We start from the raw sequence: 19,891 nt of genomic DNA, 5'->3' as shown, positions 1-19,891 counted from the left end.
AATTCGGAATTTTCTTCTGGCTCTGGTTTGTTGTCTTTGACCGCAAAGAACAACTCTAACGGTTCTTTTTCACCAATCAGTACATTTGGCAGATTCTCGCCACATTCCTGGACTATATTTAGCTCATGGAGTGTATCTACGTATCTAATTTTAACTTCTTCTACCAGAGTATTAATAGAGTCGATGGAACAGGGAACAAAATTTGTAAATAAATCCTTGTCTTGTTGTAAGTGACCTTGCTCTACTAGTACATCTAAAAAGCGACACAACAATTGTCGATAGCGAGGAATAATCTGAAATTGCTCACACAACTCTTTAGAAGAATACTGTTGATTGGAGTTGTTAAAAGCACCTAAACGCTGGAGAGCAAGGTTTATGTAGGCAGTACATAAACGATCCAAACACTGTTTGTTCAGCAAATAAGTTTGCGCGTCTAGTGTAGTGATGCTAGCAAGAGCCTTTACTCTACAAGCTTCTACGAGAGATTTCCCTAATTCAGTTGCGGTTACTTTTGGTTGAGATTGTCCTGCTAGACGTGGCTGTTTTTGTGGTTCAATCCAATAACGTTGGCGTTCAAATGGATAAGTCGGTAAAGGAATATGATGGCGTTGCTCGTTAGCATAAAAACCAGACCAGTCTACTTTGACACCAAAAAGCCAGAGTTGCCCCAAAGAGTTGAGTAAAAATGCTAAATCCGACTGTTGCTCCTGTGGATGCCGGATTGAGGTTAGTACCACCAGTTTATCCTGGTGATGTTGCTTGGCAAAGGTACTTAAAGTCCTTCCAGGCCCAACCTCTAAAAAGATCCGCTCCTGTATTTTGAACAACTCAGTCATCCCTTCACTAAAGCGCACTGTCTGCCGTAAGTGTTTTACCCAATAGTTGGGGTCTGTTGCTTGGGCTACAGTAATCCAAGTGCCACTGACGTTAGACACAAACTCAATTGTTGGGGGATGAAGTTGGAGTTTTTGTAACTGCTGTGTAAATGGCTGGAGAATTGGCTCCATCATCTGAGAATGAAAGGCATGAGAAGTATGCAACTTTCGACAAGCTACACCTTTGGACTCTAGTTGTTGTTGCAATCTATTTATTGCTTCAGTTGCACCAGAAACCACGCAGTAAGAAGGCCCATTACTTGCGGCTAAAGACAATTCTCTATCTAGCAGAGGTTGTACTTCTTGTTCGGGAAGTTGGACAGAGAGCATTTCCCCACTGGGAAGTTGCTGTATCAGTCGTCCTCGAATGGCGACTAGCATTAGGGCATCTTCCAGAGAGAAAACTCCTGCTAAAGTGGCAGCTACATACTCCCCAATACTGTGACCAATCATTGCCTCTGGGTGTATACCCCATGCCATCCACAATTGAGCTAGGGCGTACTCAATGACAAACAGTGCTGGTTGAGCAACAGATGTTTGTTGGAGTTCCTTCGTTGCTTTTGCGTTCTGTGTCTCATTTGGATACAGTATATGGCGTAGATCAAAACCTAGATGTGGTTGCAGCAGTTCACAGCAACGATCAACTGCAAGTGTAAAGATTGGCTCACTCTCGTAGAGTTCTCTAGCCATATTCACGTACTGCGTTCCTTGCCCGGAAAACATAAACACCACAGGACGATGGGAAGGTTGCTGGTAGTGGGTAAAAACTCTTTGTGAATCTGAAGTAGACAGTACCTTTACCGCATCGTTCATATCTTGGCATACTACCATCCGGCGATAATCAAAAGCTCGACGACCTACACCAAGGGTATGAGTCACATCAGCTAAGTTGAGATTGGGATACTGTTTGAGGTGATTAGCCAGATTCGCCGTAGCTGTTTCTAATGCAGATTCCGTTTTCGCAGAAAGAACTAACAGATGATATTTTCTCCCCTGCTCCTCTGCTCCCCTGCTCACCTGCTCACCAACAGCCGGGGCTTCTTCCAAAATCACATGGGCATTAGTCCCACCAATTCCAAAAGAACTAACTCCGGCACGGCGAGGAATGCTGTTTGTTGCCCATTCGGTAAGTTTGGTGTTGACATAAAAAGGACTGTTAGCAAAATCAATTTGCGGTGATGGTTCTTGAAAGTGCAAACTAGGTGGTATCTGTTGATGTTTCAGGGCTAGGACGGTTTTGATCAGACCTGTTACCCCAGCAGCAGCGTCTAAATGTCCAATGTTGGTTTTCACCGAACCAATGGCACAAAAGCCTTTCTTCTCAGTGGTGGCTCGAAAAGCTTGTGTTAACGCCGCGATTTCAATCGGATCTCCTAGTGAGGTTCCTGTACCATGAGCTTCAATGTAGGTAATTGTTTCAGGTTCAACCTCGGCAACAACTTGAGCAGTTCTAATCACCTTGGCTTGACCATCTATACGCGGTGCTGTATAACTAACTTTGAAAGATCCATCGTTATTGACAGCAGAACCTTTAATGATGGCATGGATGGTATCTCCATCTGCTAGAGCATCGTCTAATCTCTTCAAAACCACAATGCCTACACCTTCGCCACCAACAGTTCCTTGTGCTTGAGCATCAAAGGCGCGGCAGTGTCCGTCGGGAGAACCAATTCCCCCTTCTTTGTAAAGATAGCCAGTTTTTCTAGAAGAATTTATGGAAACACCACCGGCCAAAGCCATATCACATTCTCCATTGAGTAAGCTTTGAGCAGCTAAATGCACAGCAACCAATGAAGTTGAGCAGGCGGTTTGAACAGTATAACTTGGCCCCTCTAGGTTAAGTTTGTAAGAAACGCGGGTAGTTAAATAGTCTTTGTCACCTGCGATCGCTAGTTGGTGATAATCTATAGATTTAATAATATCTTCGTTTAAATAAACATTGAGTAAGTAGCCACTGAAGCTAGCTCCGGCGTAAACTCCAATAGAACCTTGATAATTTTCTGAGTCATAGCCAGCATCTTCAAGGGCAATATATGCACATTCTAAAAATAGACGATGTTGTGGATCAGTAATATCAGCTTCTCTAGGATTGAAGCCAAAGAATGAAGCATCAAAAAGTTCTACATCTTCTAATACAGCTCGTGCTTTGACAAACTTTGGGTTATTGAGTGTCGCTGCGTCTATCCCAGAAGCTAATAGTTCTTCATCAGTAAAAACAGATATTGACTCTACACCTTTTTTGAGATTTTGCCAAAACTCGTCAGTATTTTTGGCTCCAGGAAATTTTCCGGCTATACCAATAATCGCTATTTCTGAGCCTGTTTTGGTGGTATCTGTTGTTGAATCATTCATGATTCTTTAAATCCTTTAGTATTTCTGAATAATCTATCGACAATTACTATTTATAAGCTAGTATTTGCAGGAACTTTTGAAGGATTATTCCTTAACTCCTAAACTTTTACTAATTGACTTTAGTTTTTGCAGACGTTTTTGTTGTTGAGTTTTACCATCTTTAATCGTCTCAATTTTTATATCAGTTTTCTGAAAGGATGATGTGTGATTTTTGATTGTGGCAAAGCATTCTGCTAGAGAGCTGATGGTTGGATATCTAAACATGTCGATCATTGATAAATCAGTTTGAAAGATTTCACGTAATTGGCTATGAACCTTAACCATAAGTAATGAATGCCCACCGAGTTCAAAAAAGTTGTCGTGAATGCCTATTTTCTCGATATTGAGAGCCTTTTGCCAAATAGTAGCGATAGTTTGTTCCATCTGTGTTTGGGGCATGACATAAGCATCTGACAAATTTGGGCGAATAGTTTCTGGTGCAGGTAGCGATCGCCGATCAAGCTTGCCGTTGGCCGTTAGCGGCATAGCAGGGAGTAAGATAAAGGCAGAAGGCACCATATATTCTGGTAGCTTTTCTTTCAGGAATCGCTGTAAATCACCGATTGTAACTGCCTGTTTCTCATGCAGCACTACATAGCCTACTAAACGCTTCTCACCATAACTCTCTTCAACAGCCTGGACTATTACTTCTCGGACTGCTACATGTTTTCTCAGTGCCGTTTCAATCTCTCCTAACTCAATGCGGAAACCTCGAATTTTAACTTGGTGGTCAATGCGTCCTAAGTACTCAAGTTCGCCATTGGGCAAGTAACGAGCCAAATCGCCAGATTTGTATAAATAAGCATCAGTTACTTCGCTAAAGGGGTTGACAATGAACCGTTCAGCTGTTAGCTCTGGGCGATTGAGATAACCACGAGTCACACCCGCACCACCAATGTAGAGTTCACCAGCAACCCCAATTGGAACTAGTTGCCGTTGTGAATCTAATAAGTATATTTGCAAGTCAGGAATACGATGCCCAATTAGGCTACCATTTCTTTGACTTAAATCTGCCATATTTATGGGGCGATAGGTTACATGTACGGTCGTTTCTGTAATACCGTACATATTGACTAGTTGCGGCACTGCGTAGCCATCACCGTGGCGCTCAAACCAGGGCTGCAAGCTATCGAGTTCCAGGGCTTCGCCCCCAAAAATCACGAGACGCAGAGCTAGGGTTCCAGTTTTGCCTGCCGCTTCCTCCTCTGCATTCATTAATTGACGGAAGGCGGATGGAGTTTGATTGAGTACTGTTACCTGCTGAGTGCATAACAATTTGTAGAAAGCCTCTGGCGACCTGCTAATCCAGTAAGGAACAACTACCAGCCGTCCCCCATAGAGGAGAGATCCCCAAATTTCCCAAACGGAGAAGTCAAATGCATAAGAGTGAAAATTTGTCCACACGTCGCGATCGCTAAAGTTAAACCATGACTGTGTGGCGGTAAACAGCCGAATCACGTTCTGATGATTGACTAAAACGCCTTTGGGTTTACCAGTCGAGCCGGAGGTGTAAATTACATAAGCTAGATTATTTGTAGTTACCTCCCTAACCGGATTATCTACCCTTTCTTGACGCCAAGCCTCACTGTTTTGGTTTAGGCAAACCACCTGCGCCTGATGCTCAGGTAAACCTTCGAGAAATTTATCCTCGGTTAACAATACCGAAACCTGGGCATCTTCCAGCATGAAGGCTAGACGCTCCTGAGGATAGGTAGGATCTAGAGGGACGTAAGCCCCACCAGCCTTGAGAATTCCCAAGATACTCACAACCATATCTGTTGAGCGCTCTACGCAAATTCCCACCAGTACCTCTGGGCCTACGCCGAGCGATCGCAAATAATGCGCGAGTTGATTTGCCCTGTGATTTAGCTCTCGATAGGTCAGGTGTTGGTCTTCAAAGATTACGGCAATGGCATCGGGCGATCGCTCCACTTGAACTTCAAATAACTCATGGATACAATACTCACCAGAATAGTTAGTTTGAGTATTATTCCATTCCACCAATAACTGTTGTTGTTCTGTTTTCGTCAATAGAGGCAATTCTGCAAGGGGCTGCTCCGGATTGGCGACAATACTTTCTAGTAAAGTTACGTAATGTCTGAGCCAACGTTGGATTGTTTGGGAGTCAAATAGATCAGTATTATATTCCAGTTCTACTAGTAGCTCATTATCTGTCTGAAAAATATTTAAATTAATATCAAGCTTAGTAGCACTGGTAGAATTTTTAGCAACCTCAAATTCTTGCTTTAAGGACTTTGACTCAAATTGAGCTTTGTCCAAATTAAACCCTGTGGTAAAGAGAGGGGTACGGCTAGGATCTCGTGGTAACTTTAAATTTTCAATTAGTTTAATAAATGGATAAATTTGATACTCATAAGCATCTAACAATACTTGCTGGATTGCACTCAAATACTCCGTGAATCCTGGGTTGCCAATAACTTGGCTACGTATAGGCAATAGATTAACACAGTGACCAACAAGAGATTCGCCTGCGATCGCTGACTGTCCGGCTGAAGCAATACCAACAACTATATCTTGTTGATTCGTCAATCGTTGTAATAAAGTTATAAATGCTGCTAAAAGAATCGTAAATAAAGTATAACCACGTTGTCCGCTTAAATTTTTTAGAGCGTTATACAATGTTGAATCAAGGATGAGATTTTCTCGCGCACCAGTGTACGAAAAGATTGGTGGTCGAGGACGGTCAGTTGGCAATTCCAACACAGGCACTGAACTCGCAAATTGACCTAACCAATAAGCTTCAGCTTTTGCCATCTCTGGACTCTGCTGCCTTTGTACTTGCCACAGAGCATAATCACTCCATTTCATCGGTTGCGGAAGATGGCTAGGAATGCCCTGGCACTCTGCTGAATAAATTGCTGCTAGTTCTCGTAGCAAAATACCAATCGACCAACCATCAGCAATAATGTGATGATTCGTCAGAACCACAAGATTATGATTTTCCTCTAACTTAACTATGTGGCAACCCAGTAATGGCCCTTTTTCCAGATGGAAAATTTGTTGAGCTTCTTGTGTTAACAACTCCGATAGCTGTGCTTCTCGTTGACTTTTATCTAAAGTTGAAAAGTCGCTCACAGGAATGTCTATAGTCAAAGTGGAATGAATCAATTGCTCATCTCCCTCTGGGCTAAAAGTAGTTCGCAGCGCTTCGTGACGATTGATAATTTCCTGAACCGCCTTACGTACTGCCAATAAATTGCAAGTTCCCCGCAGGTGAATAGTTCTCGATTCATTATAGGCGCGGGAGACCTCATCTCCCATTTGTGCTAAAAACCACAATTCTTTTTGTGCTGCCGTCAGAGGAATTTTGAGCGTTGTTGAAATCGGGGCAGATGGTAATAATTCCCCTTGTTGCATTTCTACTATGCTTTCCTTGACTGCTCGAATTATATGTTCAATATCTGCATCGGTATGAGCCGTAGACAGATAAAGGGTGCGTCCTTCCCAAACATAAACACCTTTTTCCAGCAGATGGTAGAAAAACAATTGACCAAACTTGAGAGGAGATGAGGCGATAAAACGAAACAGCGAACCAAAATGGACTACTTGAATAGGAATTTGCCTTTGTTCAAAGTAACTATTAAGTGTCTGAGCTAATTTCGTTGTTTTTTGAGATAACTCCTGCTGTAGCTTTGGGCCAATGTTCTTAATATGGTTGAGTGCAGCCCAAGCCGCAGCCATTACCAAAGGATGTTTAAAGAAAGTACCCGCAAACATCGTGGTTTCCGCTTGAGGATAAGATTCATCTCCATAGTTCCACATCCCACCATCTAGCGTATCCATCAAAGCTGCTTTGCCAGCTATCACCCCAATTGGCATCCCAGCAGCAACGGCTTTACCATAGGTGGTTAAATCTGCTTGAATATCCCATAATCCTTGAATACCACCTGGGTGCATCCGAAAGCCGGTAATCACTTCGTCAAAAATTAATACGGTTCCTGTTGCTTGAGTTAGTTGTCTGAGTTGGAGCAGGAATTCTTTGGGTTGCAAATCTGGCCGACTGCTTTGTATCGGCTCTACCAGAACTGCCGCCAGTTCGTGAGCATGAGTTTTTAAAATCTCTAGGGATTCAGGTTGGCCATAGTCGAGTACAATAACATCATCCGCAATGTAAGATGGAATACCTATAGCTCTAGGGATAGAATGCCGCGTTCCTTGGTTGGATGTTACTCCTCGCACCAATATCCCATCATATATACCGTGATAAGAGCCAGCGAATAAAGCAATCTTGGAGCGTCCTGTGGTAGCGCGTGCTAGGCGTATTGCTCCCATCACGGCTTCTGAACCATCGTTACAAAAAGCTGCCCGTTCTGCGCCTGTCAGTTGACAAATTAACTCCGCAACCTGACCGGCAAGACGCGATTGTGGGCCGTGCAGTATACCTTGGTTTATTTGTTCTTGAATTGCATCAATGACAAATGAAGGCGAATGGCCAAATAAAAGCGCACCAAACCCCATAGAAATGTCTACGTATTCGTTGCCATCAACATCCCAGAGCCTGGCTCCCTCTCCACGCTGTCCGTGGATGGGATATAACATCTCTTTAATTGAGGGCAGGAACCCTGTTACCGCCCTGCTATTAGCATGGTAAGACCGATAAACTTGTGAGAGTCGCTTAGATTCTGAAGTCCGCTTGACAAAACGTGCAATTAAATAATCTAAATGTTTTTGTTGATGGGGAGTTAACATCTTTGATTCTGACTCAAGCTGTTGGGCATTTGCCAGAATTTGAGGCTCAATTGTTTGGTTGATGAGTTGTTGATTAAACTCAGCTTGAATCGATGATTTCTTTTCTTGAAAACCAGATTTATTAATTAGGGATTGAGCAACTTGTTTTACTTCATGCTGAACAGGAGCAGATGGCATTGCTACTTGTAAAGGTAATATCTTCTTAGATGAACCTGCTTTTTGCAAAATATCTAGCTGTTTAGACATTAGCTGAAGCTGCTGTTCTATTACCTGTTCCACCATTGTACCTGTTACAGATTTTTCATCTTCTTGCTCAAACTCTTGTATATCTGAAGCCTTAACAGCAAGTGTTGGTTCTTCAAAATAAGTCTCTGTAATGATATCTTCTGAAGGTAGTTCTTGCGCTATGTGTGCTACTAAGGCATGAATTGTTGATAAATCTTCAAGTAATAAACGAAAAGGAATATTAATACTTAACTGTTTTTGAATGGCGCGGTTTATTTGCAGCAATATTAGAGAGTCAACACCCATCTCTAGAAAACGAGTATGAATATCTATTCCAGATGATTTGACACCCAAGGACTCACTAACAATGTTTTTAAGCCTTAATATTAATTTTTGATATTGCGAATCTTTATTCATAAGGTTATTTTTAAAATTTATTTATCACTAAATGTATTTAATAGCAGTCCTAAATAATTTATAAAATATTTACTTTTTTATTGACGCTCTTGGCGGTATTATAGAGAATTGCTACATATCTTTTTCTAACACCTCTAACTGCTGAAACATAACAGCAATTTGTTTATTGATGAGCTTTTCAAGAGAATTATTATATTTTTCACTTTTACTACTCAGTTGGAGGATATTATTTTGATGAGATTCAACAAACACATCTTGTGATTTATCTATCAAATGATTATTTTTTTCATTCCGCAGTTGATTCAACTCATTAACTTTAGTAGACTCAATCCAGTATCTTTTACGCTCAAATGGGTAAGTTGGTAAAGGTAGTCGATAAAGTTTTTCATGAGCATAAAAATCTGACCAATCAACTTGTACACCGTACAGCCACAAATTCCCCAAGGTATTCAGCAAGAAAGCAACATCAGATTGTTGATCATGAGGATGACCTATGGAGCAAAGCACCAATTGTCCCTGTGATTGTTGCTTAGTTAAAGTACTTAAAGTGCGACCAAACCCAACTTCTAAAAAAATCCGATTTGGCTGTTTGCACAATTCACTAATGCCATCGGAAAAGCGTACTGATGACCGCAAATGCTTAACCCAATAACTGTTATCGGTTGCTTCTCCTGTAGTAATCCAAGTGCCAGTTACGTTAGATAAAAACGGAATTTTTGGTGGATTAAGATTGACTTTTGCTAACAAATTCATAAATGGCTCAATGATCGAGTCCATCATTTGAGAATGAAAGGCATGGGAGGTACGAAGAAGACGACAGTCAACTCCTTGCTCAGTTAAGCGGTTTTGCAAATTTTCTATCTCTGAACTTAATCCTGAGACTACACAACGTTCTGGTGCGTTGATTGCTGCTAAGGAGAGTTTAGCACTTAGCATAGGTATAACTTTTGTCTCCGGTAGCGCCACAGCTAGCATTGCTCCTGAAGGTAGTTGCTGCATCAATTGCCCACGTCTGGCAACTAGCATCAATGCATGTTCTAGAGAAAATACCCCAGCTAAACAAGCGGCGACATATTCTCCTATACTATGACCAATCATTGCACTAGGACACACTCCCCTAGCCAACCACAACTGTGCTAGGGCATATTCAACCACGAATAGCGCCGGCTGGGTGATATGAGTTTGGGTCAACTGCTGTGTCGCCCATTGAGTTTGTTCTTCGCTGGGATACAGAATAGTCCGTAAGTCTAGCTCTAATATATGTTTGAGTTGTTCACAGCAATCATCAATTTGTTCCCGGAAAATTGGCTCAGTTTGGTACAGTTCTCGACCCATCCCTACAGACTGCGACCCCTGACCAGGAAACATAAACACAACCTCTGGCTCACCTGGTTCTTGATAGTGGGTGAGAACTCGTTGCGGGTCTTTTGTCTCTAAAACTTTGATTGCATCCTCAATATCTTGACAAACTACCATTCGACGATGATCAAAAGCTCGACGACCTATCCCCAGAGTGTAAGCAACATCAGCTAAGTTTAAATCAGGATGCTGTTTGAGGTAATTAGCCAGATTTGCTGTAGCTGATAAGAGTGCTGATTCCGTTTTCGCAGAAAGAACTAACAGCTGATATTTCCTCCCCTGCTGCCCCTGCTTCTCTACGGGAGCTTCTTCTAGAATCACATGAGCATTAGTGCCACCAATGCCGAAGGAACTGACTCCTGCGCGTCTAGGGTGTCCGTTTGACTTCCATTCTGATAGCTTGTCGTTAACATAAAAGGGGTTGTTCGCAAAATCAATCTGGGGATTGGGCTGTTCAAAGTGCAAACTGGGTGGTATTTGCTTGTGTTTGAGTGCAAGAACAGTTTTGATTAAACTAGCAACACCAGCTGCGGTATCTAGGTGTCCGATATTCGTCTTTACCGAACCAATGGCACAGAAATTCTTTTTCTGAGTTTTGGCACGAAAAGATTTAGTTAGTGCTGCAATTTCAATCGGATCTCCTAAAACTGTGCCGGTGCCATGAGCTTCTACATAACTGACCATATCGGGTTCGATTCTGCTGATGGCAAGAGCCTCTGCAATTACTTTGGCTTGGCCATCAATACTGGGAGCTGTATAGCCAATTTTGGCTGAACCATCATTATTAATTGCTGAACCTTTAATTACAGCATAGATATAATCTCGATCGGCGATCGCATCTGCTAATCGTTTTAAAATTACTATACCTACACCATTGCCGCCAACAGTTCCTTGTGCTTTGGCATCAAAGGCGCGGCAGTGTCCATCGGGAGACAAAATTCCCCCTTCTTGATAAGAATAGCCTGTCTTTTGTAAGGTAGTTACAGAAACTCCACCTGCTAAGACTAGATCACACTCACGATCTATTAAACTTTGACATGCTAAATGAACAGCAACTAAGGAACTTGAACATCCAGTTTGAACAGTGATAGCTGACCCTTTCAGGTCTAATTTATAGGCAACTCTTGTAGTTAGATTATCTGTACGATTGTTATGTCTAATTTGGTCAAGACCAACTAATTTTATAAGTTCACTGTTAGAAAAAAGATTAAATAAAAAGTAGCTACTAATACTGGCACTACCGTAAACACTAATCCGACCTTTATAGGTTTTAGAATCATAACCAGCACTTTCCAAAGCCTCCCATGCTGTTTCCAAAAACAGACGATGCTGTGGGTCCATTATTTCTGCTGTTTTGGGAGAGTAATCAAAGAATGAAGCATCAAATAATTCTACATCTTCCAGTACAGCATTTGCTTTCACATAATTGGGATCGTTTAGTGTACTTGTGTCTACCCCTATAGACTCCAGTTCCTGGTTTGAGAAAAATGAAATTGATTCTAAACCTTCTTGTAAATTCTGCCAAAAAATATCAAGATTTTTAGCTTGAGGAAATCGTCCAGACATACCAATAATAGCTATGTCTAAATCGCCTATTTTATTTTGTTGAAGGTTGTCATTTTTCATTTTTAATTAATAAAGGTTTAAGTTATTTTTAGAAATATTTATCTATATTGCGCTCTTGACTGTCTAGAAGCAGTACGGCTCTCAGCACGCTGAGTGCTTTCTTCAAAAGAGGATGTTTCAGTTGGTTCTTGTGTTAAATATTTAGCTAATGAGTTAATGGTTGGATATTCAAATAGGTTAATTACTGATATATCGGTGTGCAAAACTTCTCGTAGTTTGGCGTGAATTTGCACAAGAAGTAATGAATGACCACCGAGATCAAAGAAATTATCATAAATACCTACCTTTTCAACATGAAGCATCTGTTGCCAGATATTAGCGATCGCTTGCTCTACTTCAGTTTGCGGTGGCTGATAAGTTGCTGCCAATTCTGGGCGATCGCCATTTGATTCTGGGAGCTCTCTACGGTTCACTTTGCCATTGGGTGTCAGTGGCAGAGCTTTTAACATGATGAAAGTTGCAGGCATCATGTATTCCGGCAGTTTCTCTCTCAGAAATCTTTGTAATTCGCTAACACTGAGTGTTTGCTGTTGCTTAGGAACAACATAGGCTACCAAGGATTTGTTGCCATCCTCTTCTCGGATAGAAGCTACAGCCTGCTGCACTTGCGGGTGTTGACACAGTGTAGTTTCAATTTCTCCTAGTTCAATGCGGAAGCCTCTAATTTTTACTTGGTGATCGACTCGTCCAAGAAACTCAATATTACCGTCAGGTAAGTAGCGAGCTAAGTCACCAGTTTTGTATAATCGTGAACCTGAATTAGAAGCAATTAATCCCGTATCTGCAAAAGGATTGGGAATAAACTGTGCTGCTGTTAAATCAGATTGATTCAGATAACCCCTAGCTAATCCTGCACCGCCGATGTACAATTCACCCGGTACGCCAATGGGTACAGGTTGCAGTTGCTCATCTAGTAGATAAATCTGCGTATTGGCAAGTGGACGACCAAGGGGTACTGTCTGTGCATGACTAATTTGCCGATCAACCGCAAAGGTAGTAACCCCCACAGTGGCTTCTGTAGGGCCGTAGTGATTGAAAATTAAGCTAGATGGTGCTTGCTGCTGAATCTGTTCAATCAATTGCCAATTTGCAGCTTCGCCACCCAGAATTAATTGCTGGCGGGGCAAGATGGAATCCGATGGTGCAGCAGCGAGAAGCGTGGCAAGGTGAGAAGGGACAATTTTTAGACAGTCGATAGGATGTGTGCGGCAGTATTTTGCCAAGGCTGCTGAGTCAGTAGCACACTCAGCAGACAATACATGCAGACATCCACCAGTACAAAGAGCAGCAAAGATGCTAGTATTACCTAAGTCTGCGGCTAAGGTAGAAACAGTGGCGAAGTTGGTTGTGGTTGATAGGTCTAACCTTTGGGTAATTCCGTTAAGGTAATTTAGAAGTTGTTGATGTTCGATCGCGACTCCTTTTGGTCTACCAGTAGAGCCGGAGGTGAACAAAACATAAGCTAAATTCTCAGTTGTCACTTCACTGCTGAGATTTTGATCTTTGTGTTGAGCAATGGTATCCCAATCTGTGTCTAAACAGACTATCTGTGCTGTATGCGTTGGTAGGGCATTTACTAATCGCTGTTGTGTCAAGATTACTGGTATTTGGGTATTTTGCAATCGGCTGGCAAAACCATCTTTGGGTAAAGTTGGATCTAGCGGTAAATAGGCTCCACCAGCTTTGAGGATGCCCAAAAGTCCAATAATCATCAACAGCGATCGCTCTGTACAAAGTCCCACTAAAACTTCTGGCTTAACTCCTTGCTGCTGTAAATAGTCAGCAAGTTGATTGGCTTTGCTGTTCAACTGTGCATAGGTTAATTGCTGGTTTTCAAAGACAACGGCAATTTTATTCGGTGTTTTTTGTACTTGTGCTTCAAATATTTGATGAATGCACTTATCTTGTATCTTGTCAAGATGTGTTTGATTAAATTCGACTAATAATTGTTGGCGATCGCTTGGACTGAGAATCTCTAATTGGCTAATTTTCTCTTCTGGATTAGCAGTTACACTAGTTAAGAAAATTTGAAATTGTCTGGCTATATGTTCAATAGTCTCATCTGAGAAATAATTGATATCGTAGTAAAATTCTGTAGTTAAAGAATGCTCGCGTTGAGTACAAGTAAGTTTGACTTTAAACTGTTCAATACAACTGTAATATTGCTCCAGAGAAAATGATACGTCGCCAGCAACGAGTTCTTCTGGTAGCTGCTCAAACTCGAAACCGATGGGAAAAGCCAGTTGATGATTTTCTATGGGTTCTGGCACAAAATAATCTTGCCATTCTGCACTAGCTTCTATAGTCTGATCAGCTAGTTTTACAACTTCTTTAAAACGTAAATCTGATGTCAAATAACTTTTAATTGGCAACCAAGTAGCAACAAGTCCTAGTAAGTTATGTAGTTCTTCATAATCTCGGCGATCGCTAGCCATACCGATGAGGATATCTGGCTGTCTTGTAAGTCGCCAAATCAGCGTTTGCCAGCAAGCTAGTAAAACCACAGCAACGGAAGTATTATACTTTTGAGCTAAGGTGGCAATTTTGGCTGTTATGTTAGGAATAATATCTAACCGATAACAGTCTATTTCAAACTTTGATGGCTGTAATAGTTTGTTCTCAAAAGGCAATTTTAAAGAGGCAAGTGTCGAAATATTTTGCTCATGCCAGTATTTCTTAGCTGATTCTGCATCTTCATCTTCGAGTAATTGATTCTGCCATTCTGAAAATTGGAGATATTGTACAACTTCTTCTGATACTGTTTTTTGTTCTAAGCAAACAGAATAGGAATTGCTGATTTCAGTTACAAAATTTTTGAGTGTCCATGTATCAGCACAAAGTGAAGGCAGACTGATAAGTAAAATGTACTTGTTTCCTGATAGCGTAAGTAGAGATACATGCAACACCGGCCCTTGCTCAAAATCGAGAGAAAAACTGCGTGCTTCTTGGAAAGAATATTCTATTTTGCTTGAGAGTTCTTTTGGTTTGCAATGACTCAAGTCAATGTCACGCCACGATAAAACATTCCTATTTCCTAAAACCATCACAGGAATTTTCATTCCAGGTAGATAGTGAAAAGTTGTACGCAGAATTCCATGTCCAATTACGACTTGCTCTAAAGCAGTTTTTAATGCTTCTGGTTTGAGATTGCCTTTAAGAAGAATAGTACATTGAGCAAAGTAAGCTAAACTATGCTGCTGTAATGACCAAAGATGCTTTTGTTGAGGAGAAAGCCGAAACCCCTGAGTTATTTGATTTGGCATATTATCTACTCACTTAACGGTTTATGACATACAAAGACGGCAGTATCAGACCCTTGCTCTACTCCCAAATCACGCTTTAGATCATATATGGTAATTTCTCGAAATCCTACCTCTTTTAGAGCCGATTTAACCTCTGTTGTTGAATAAGCTTTTAAGAAAAAACTCCTGTCTGAACGTTGCCAAAGACCATTTAGTAATTGGAATCTAGTCGTATCCTTTCGACCAATTTTCTTTTCTGTATCGTAACTCCAAATATCCACCCAGACATTATTATCTTTGACACCACCACCAGAATCACTATTTTTCCAATCTAATTCACACAATTCTTCCAGATACAATTCAAAAGCAAAAATCCCATTTCCCAACAGTGCATTATACACATTTTGCAATGTATCTTTCAATTCTTCAATGCTGAGGATATAGTTGAGGACAACATCTGTCGAAATAGCTGCATGGAAAGTTGGTGGTAATGTAAAAAATCGGGCATCATCTAAAATAAATTTACCATCGGGTGCATTCTCCCTTGCAACCTTAAGCATTCCTTCAGAACTATCAAGTCCTGTTACCTGATACCCTCTTTTCAGCAATCGTTGTGTAATTTGCCCTGTACCGCAACCAAGGTCAAAAATGTGTGCTTCTTCAGGAATATTTTTTAGGATTAAGCTATCTATACAATTTAATGTAATCTCATGATGTTCTATACCTTTCAAGTCATACATAGAAGCTATAGTATCATGATTGGTATTGCGTTGTTTTGAATGCATCATAATGTTTATCCTTTTTAGATAGCGATTAATAAGCTGAAAATTCCTCTCAATTGCATAATCAAATTTAAAATAATTATTATATGGTAGATATAGTGGATTAACAGAGTCGTAACAACTGGTCTTAAGTATTTTGGATGCTTAAATACATCTCAACTAATTTTACCCTTTTAATTAATTCATTAATTATGTTTCTTTAATCATTTCGCCCATTGCAACAACAATTTTACGAAAACCTACATAAGGATTCCGTCCGTGGGCAATCAGCATATTGTCTAACATCAAAATATCGCCTTGCTGCCAAGTAAAGCTCGTTTGAGATTGCTGATAAACTTCATTAATTTCTGCAATAACTGAGTCTTCTATAGGAGTGCCGTCTCCGTAATAAACATTACGTGGTAACTGTTTATCTCCAAATGTAGACAATAGAGATTCTCTAACTTCTGCGTCTAAATATGCTATATGGTGTAACTGAATTTGATTAAAAAATACAGATTCACTAGTTTTTGGATGTACTGCTAAAGCTGGACGAACTTGGCGAGTAATTAAACTATTATCATCATACCATTCAAAATCAATCCTAACTTGACGGCAATAATTTTCTACAACTAATTTATCATTGGTACGAAAGAAGTTTTGCCAGCTTACATCCAGACATTTGGTATAGTGACGGACGTACATTAATTGTTTTTGAGCTAATCTTTCTCTCAATTTTGGATTGATTATTTTGTAAGCTTTTCGACAGTCTATAATCGGTGTTTCTCCCCCTTTTTGTGCTACTTGGATGCAGAAAAACCAAATTTTTAGAGGCCACTGATGTAAGTGAGAACTTTCGTTATGAAAGAGGATGGCTTTTTCAGGCGGGTAAGGAGTAGAACCATAAACTTTACCACCCTCTCCAGTCCGGGGTAAATCACCATATTCATCAAATAAGTCTGGAGAAATTACCTGGGCAAAACTTTCAAAATTTAATACTGATTTTACATTGAAACCTCTAAACAAAATTGCACCATGTTTTAACAATTCTCTCTCTAAAAATTCCTGGTTAATTTTAGACCAAGCAATCAAATCAATATCGTTACTAGCAGGCTTAATTACTAGAGGAAATGTTTGTCCTGTTTGAAAGTAATCAGTTTTGACTAATCTTTCTGGCAACGAGCTAACAGCCTTAGGAGTAATGCCGATTAACTTTTCCTGATTAAATGCTTTGCGCTCTCTTTTTTGCCTAACTTGTTGTTTTCTTTCAGCTTTAGTCAGCATTTCTAAATTGCCAATCCGCACATCAGGTTGGGACACAATGCTGTTGAGCAGTGTCTGGAAGTGGTTTGTCATCCGAGTGATGGTAGCAGCATCAAAAAGTTCAGAGTTATACTGCCACTTACCCAAGATTCCCTGCTCTGTTTCTGTTAAAAATAGTGCTAAATCAAACCTGGCTATTTTGTTTTCAATTTCCAACAAACTTAAGGTCAGTCCTGGCAATTCTAAGGTTGGCATTGGGGCATTCTGAAGGACAAACAACACCTGAAATAGTGGCGATGTGTTACTCAAATTTCGCTCAGGTTGCAAAACCTCTACTAATTTCTCGAAGGGCAAATCTTGATGAGCATAGGCTCCTAATGCTACCTCGCGGACTCGCCCAAGTAACTCACGGAAACTGGGGTTTCCGCTCAGATCGGTGCGTAAGACCAGCAGATTCACAAAAAAGCCAATTAATGATTCAATTTCGGCTCGATTACGATTAGCAACATCAGTACCAACAATGATGTCATCCTGCTGGGTATAACGTTGTAGTAATATTTGAAAACTTGCCAATAGGGTCATGAATAAAGTGGCACCCTCTTGGCGCGATCGCACTTGCAGTTCTTGAGATAGGTTAAAGGGAATGTCGAAGAATTGAGTTACACAAGGGCTAGTTTTAACTTCTGCCCGTGGGCGAACTGTAGGTAATTGCAGTACAGGAAGGTTGCTTCCTAATTGCTTTTTCCAGTAGCTAAGTTGTTTTTCTAATACTTCCCCCTGCAACCACTGTTTTTGCCAGATTGCAAAGTCTACATACTGTATGGGTAGTTCTAAAAGTGGAGAAGGTTTTCCGGCACAGAAGACTTGGTACAATGTTGCTAATTCTTCAACAAACACACCCATTGACCAGCCATCTGAGACAATATGGTGGATTGTAAACAATACAATATGTTCTTGCTCGTGGATATGCAGGAGAGTACATCTTAGTAATGGCCCTTGCACTAGGTCAAAACAGCGTTGCGATTCTTCTGTAATCAGTTGTTGAACAAGACCTTCTTGCTGTGCTTCTGGTAACTCCCGCAAGTCTACTATTGGTATTCTAATAGTTAGGCTGGGAGCGATCGCCTGAAATGGTTGCCCATTTACTATATAGAAGGTAGTACGCAACGCTTCATGACGACGGATTATTTCCTGCAAACTCTGCTCCAGCACAGCTAAATTTAGGGAACCAACAAGGTGTAAGCCAGATAGATCGTTGTAGGTTAAGCTGCCAGGGTATAGTTGCTCCAGCAACCACAATCTAGCTTGAGCAAAAGACAGTGGTAAATTGCCATCTCGGAAAACGCGTGTGATGGCAGGAGTTTCTAGCTTCTGTTCCAGTTTCATCACGATTTCAATCTGTTTAGCTAGGCTAGCTATAGTAGGTGATTCAAATAAGTGACGCAGTGGTAGTTCAAGCTGAAAAGCATCGCGTATGCGGGACATAACTTGGGTGGCAAGTAAAGAATGTCCACCCAATTCAAAAAAGTTGTCGTCAACTCCCACTTGCTCAACACCAAGAATTTGCTTCCAAATTCCGGCTAGGACTTCCTCAACAGGATTACGCGGTGCCACAAAGACATGACCAAAATTGTCTGGCTCATGTTTTGGAAGCAACCTGATTTTCGGGATTTGACTGACTGGAATTTTATCTAAAAGTGTTGTTATCTGTTGTTCTTCTGGAGCGGTAACTATGCTTTTAAGTAAGGTGAGGAAATGGTCTTGAATGCAGGTGATGTCGGCTCTGTTGAAGCGACGTGTATCGTAGATCAGATCAAATCTGAGTTCTGAATCTGGAACTACAAGCAACGTCAGGGCATATTTAGTTTGTGCCCCTTTAAAATGAGTTTGACTGATATTGATACTTAAAACTGATGATTGCTGTCTTGATATATCTGGAAAGTTCTCGAAAACTAGAAGACTTTCGTAAAGAGGCAACGCTCCCGGAACTTCACTCCATTGATGAATTTGACCAGCAGGGCTATATTCATACTGCTGTAGCTCTATATTATAGGTCTGGATGTCTTTGAGCCAAAACCAGAAAGATGCTCTAGGGGAAACCTTTACCCGTATAGGTAAGCTATTGATGAACATTCCAGTCATTGATTCAACCCCCTCTAAGTCTGACTGACGACCAGAGACGGTGATGCCAAAGACGACATCTTCTTGCTGACTATAATGACTCAAAAGCAATGCCCAAACTCCCTGAATAACCGTATTCAGGGTTAAGCGATATTGCCTTGCCAAAGATTGCAAGGTAGCTGTAGCAGCTGCTGACAAGTAAACTTTCTGTTCCCCGTAAATCTCTTCTGGGTCAGAGACACTTGGCGACTCTACTGTTGTTCCGAGTGGAGTTGGTCTGGTAAAACCCTGTAGAGTTTTGCGCCAGAATGCTTCTGGTTTGGACAAATCTTGTTTTTTCAGCCAAGCGATGTAGTCTCTGTAGGGACGAGGTTTTTCTAAATGTAGGTCTTGACCTCGACAGAACGCTTCGTAAAAAGCAAAAAATTCTTGAAAGATTGAAGAGACAGACCATCCATCCATCAAAATATGGTGATGACTGCAAATAAATTGATAATTTTCTTCACCCAAATGGATCAGAGCTAGGCGAATCAGTGGTGCTTTGGAAAGGTTTATACCCTGATGACGCTCTCTCTGAAGAAAAGCTTCTAGTTGCTCTTTCACTTCAGATGATGAAAGCTGACCCCAGTCTAGTTGTTCTAGCGGTACTTTCACCTGTCGAAGTACTACCTGAAGCGGCTCGTCCTGTTCTTTCCAGATGAAACATGTTCTCAAGACTGAGTGGCGGTCTATAACCCGCTGCCATGCTCGCTCAAAGGCAGAAATATCTAAATTTCCCTGAAAAACACCGGTCAATTGCTCAATATGGATGCCTGATGGGGCATACAGCGTCTCGAACAGCATACCTTGCTGTGGAGCCGAAAGGGGATAAATTGCTTCAATATTTTTCTTGTTCATTTTA

Annotated in this window: 4 protein-coding genes and 2 pseudogenes; all 6 read right to left on the bottom strand. The window is 41.0% G+C overall.

The features are described from left to right. Positions 1–506 precede the first annotated feature (506 nt). Positions 507–3,227 (bottom strand): annotated as a pseudogene (locus ACFFAP_RS00245) (type I polyketide synthase); the annotation flags it as partial. An 84-nt stretch (positions 3,228–3,311) separates the two neighbouring features. Then, positions 3,312–8,618 carry an amino acid adenylation domain-containing protein gene (locus ACFFAP_RS00240; protein ID WP_375509332.1) on the bottom strand — a complete coding sequence of 1,769 codons (5,307 nt, stop codon included), beginning with the start codon at positions 8,616–8,618 and terminating at the stop codon, positions 3,312–3,314. A 306-nt stretch (positions 8,619–8,924) separates the two neighbouring features. Continuing rightward, a pseudogene (locus ACFFAP_RS00235) lies at positions 8,925–11,603 on the bottom strand (type I polyketide synthase); the annotation flags it as partial. 38 nt (positions 11,604–11,641) lie between these two features. After that, positions 11,642–14,866 (bottom strand): amino acid adenylation domain-containing protein, encoded by a 3,225-nt coding sequence (locus ACFFAP_RS00230; protein ID WP_375509331.1) that lies wholly within the window; start codon positions 14,864–14,866, stop codon positions 11,642–11,644. A 5-nt stretch (positions 14,867–14,871) separates the two neighbouring features. Next, positions 14,872–15,633 carry a class I SAM-dependent DNA methyltransferase gene (locus tag ACFFAP_RS00225; protein WP_375509330.1) on the bottom strand — a complete coding sequence of 254 codons (762 nt, stop codon included), beginning with the start codon at positions 15,631–15,633 and terminating at the stop codon, positions 14,872–14,874. 183 nt (positions 15,634–15,816) lie between these two features. Beyond that, entirely contained in the window at positions 15,817–19,887 is a 4,071-nt protein-coding gene (locus tag ACFFAP_RS00220) for a condensation domain-containing protein (RefSeq protein WP_375509329.1), read from the bottom strand. Between the last annotated feature and the right edge of the window lie 4 nt (positions 19,888–19,891).

The sequence above is a fragment of the uncultured Nostoc sp. genome (genome assembly GCF_964245575.1).
GTDB lineage: Bacteria > Cyanobacteriota > Cyanobacteriia > Cyanobacteriales > Nostocaceae > Nostoc.
This window is presented reverse-complemented; position numbering and strand designations above follow the sequence as displayed.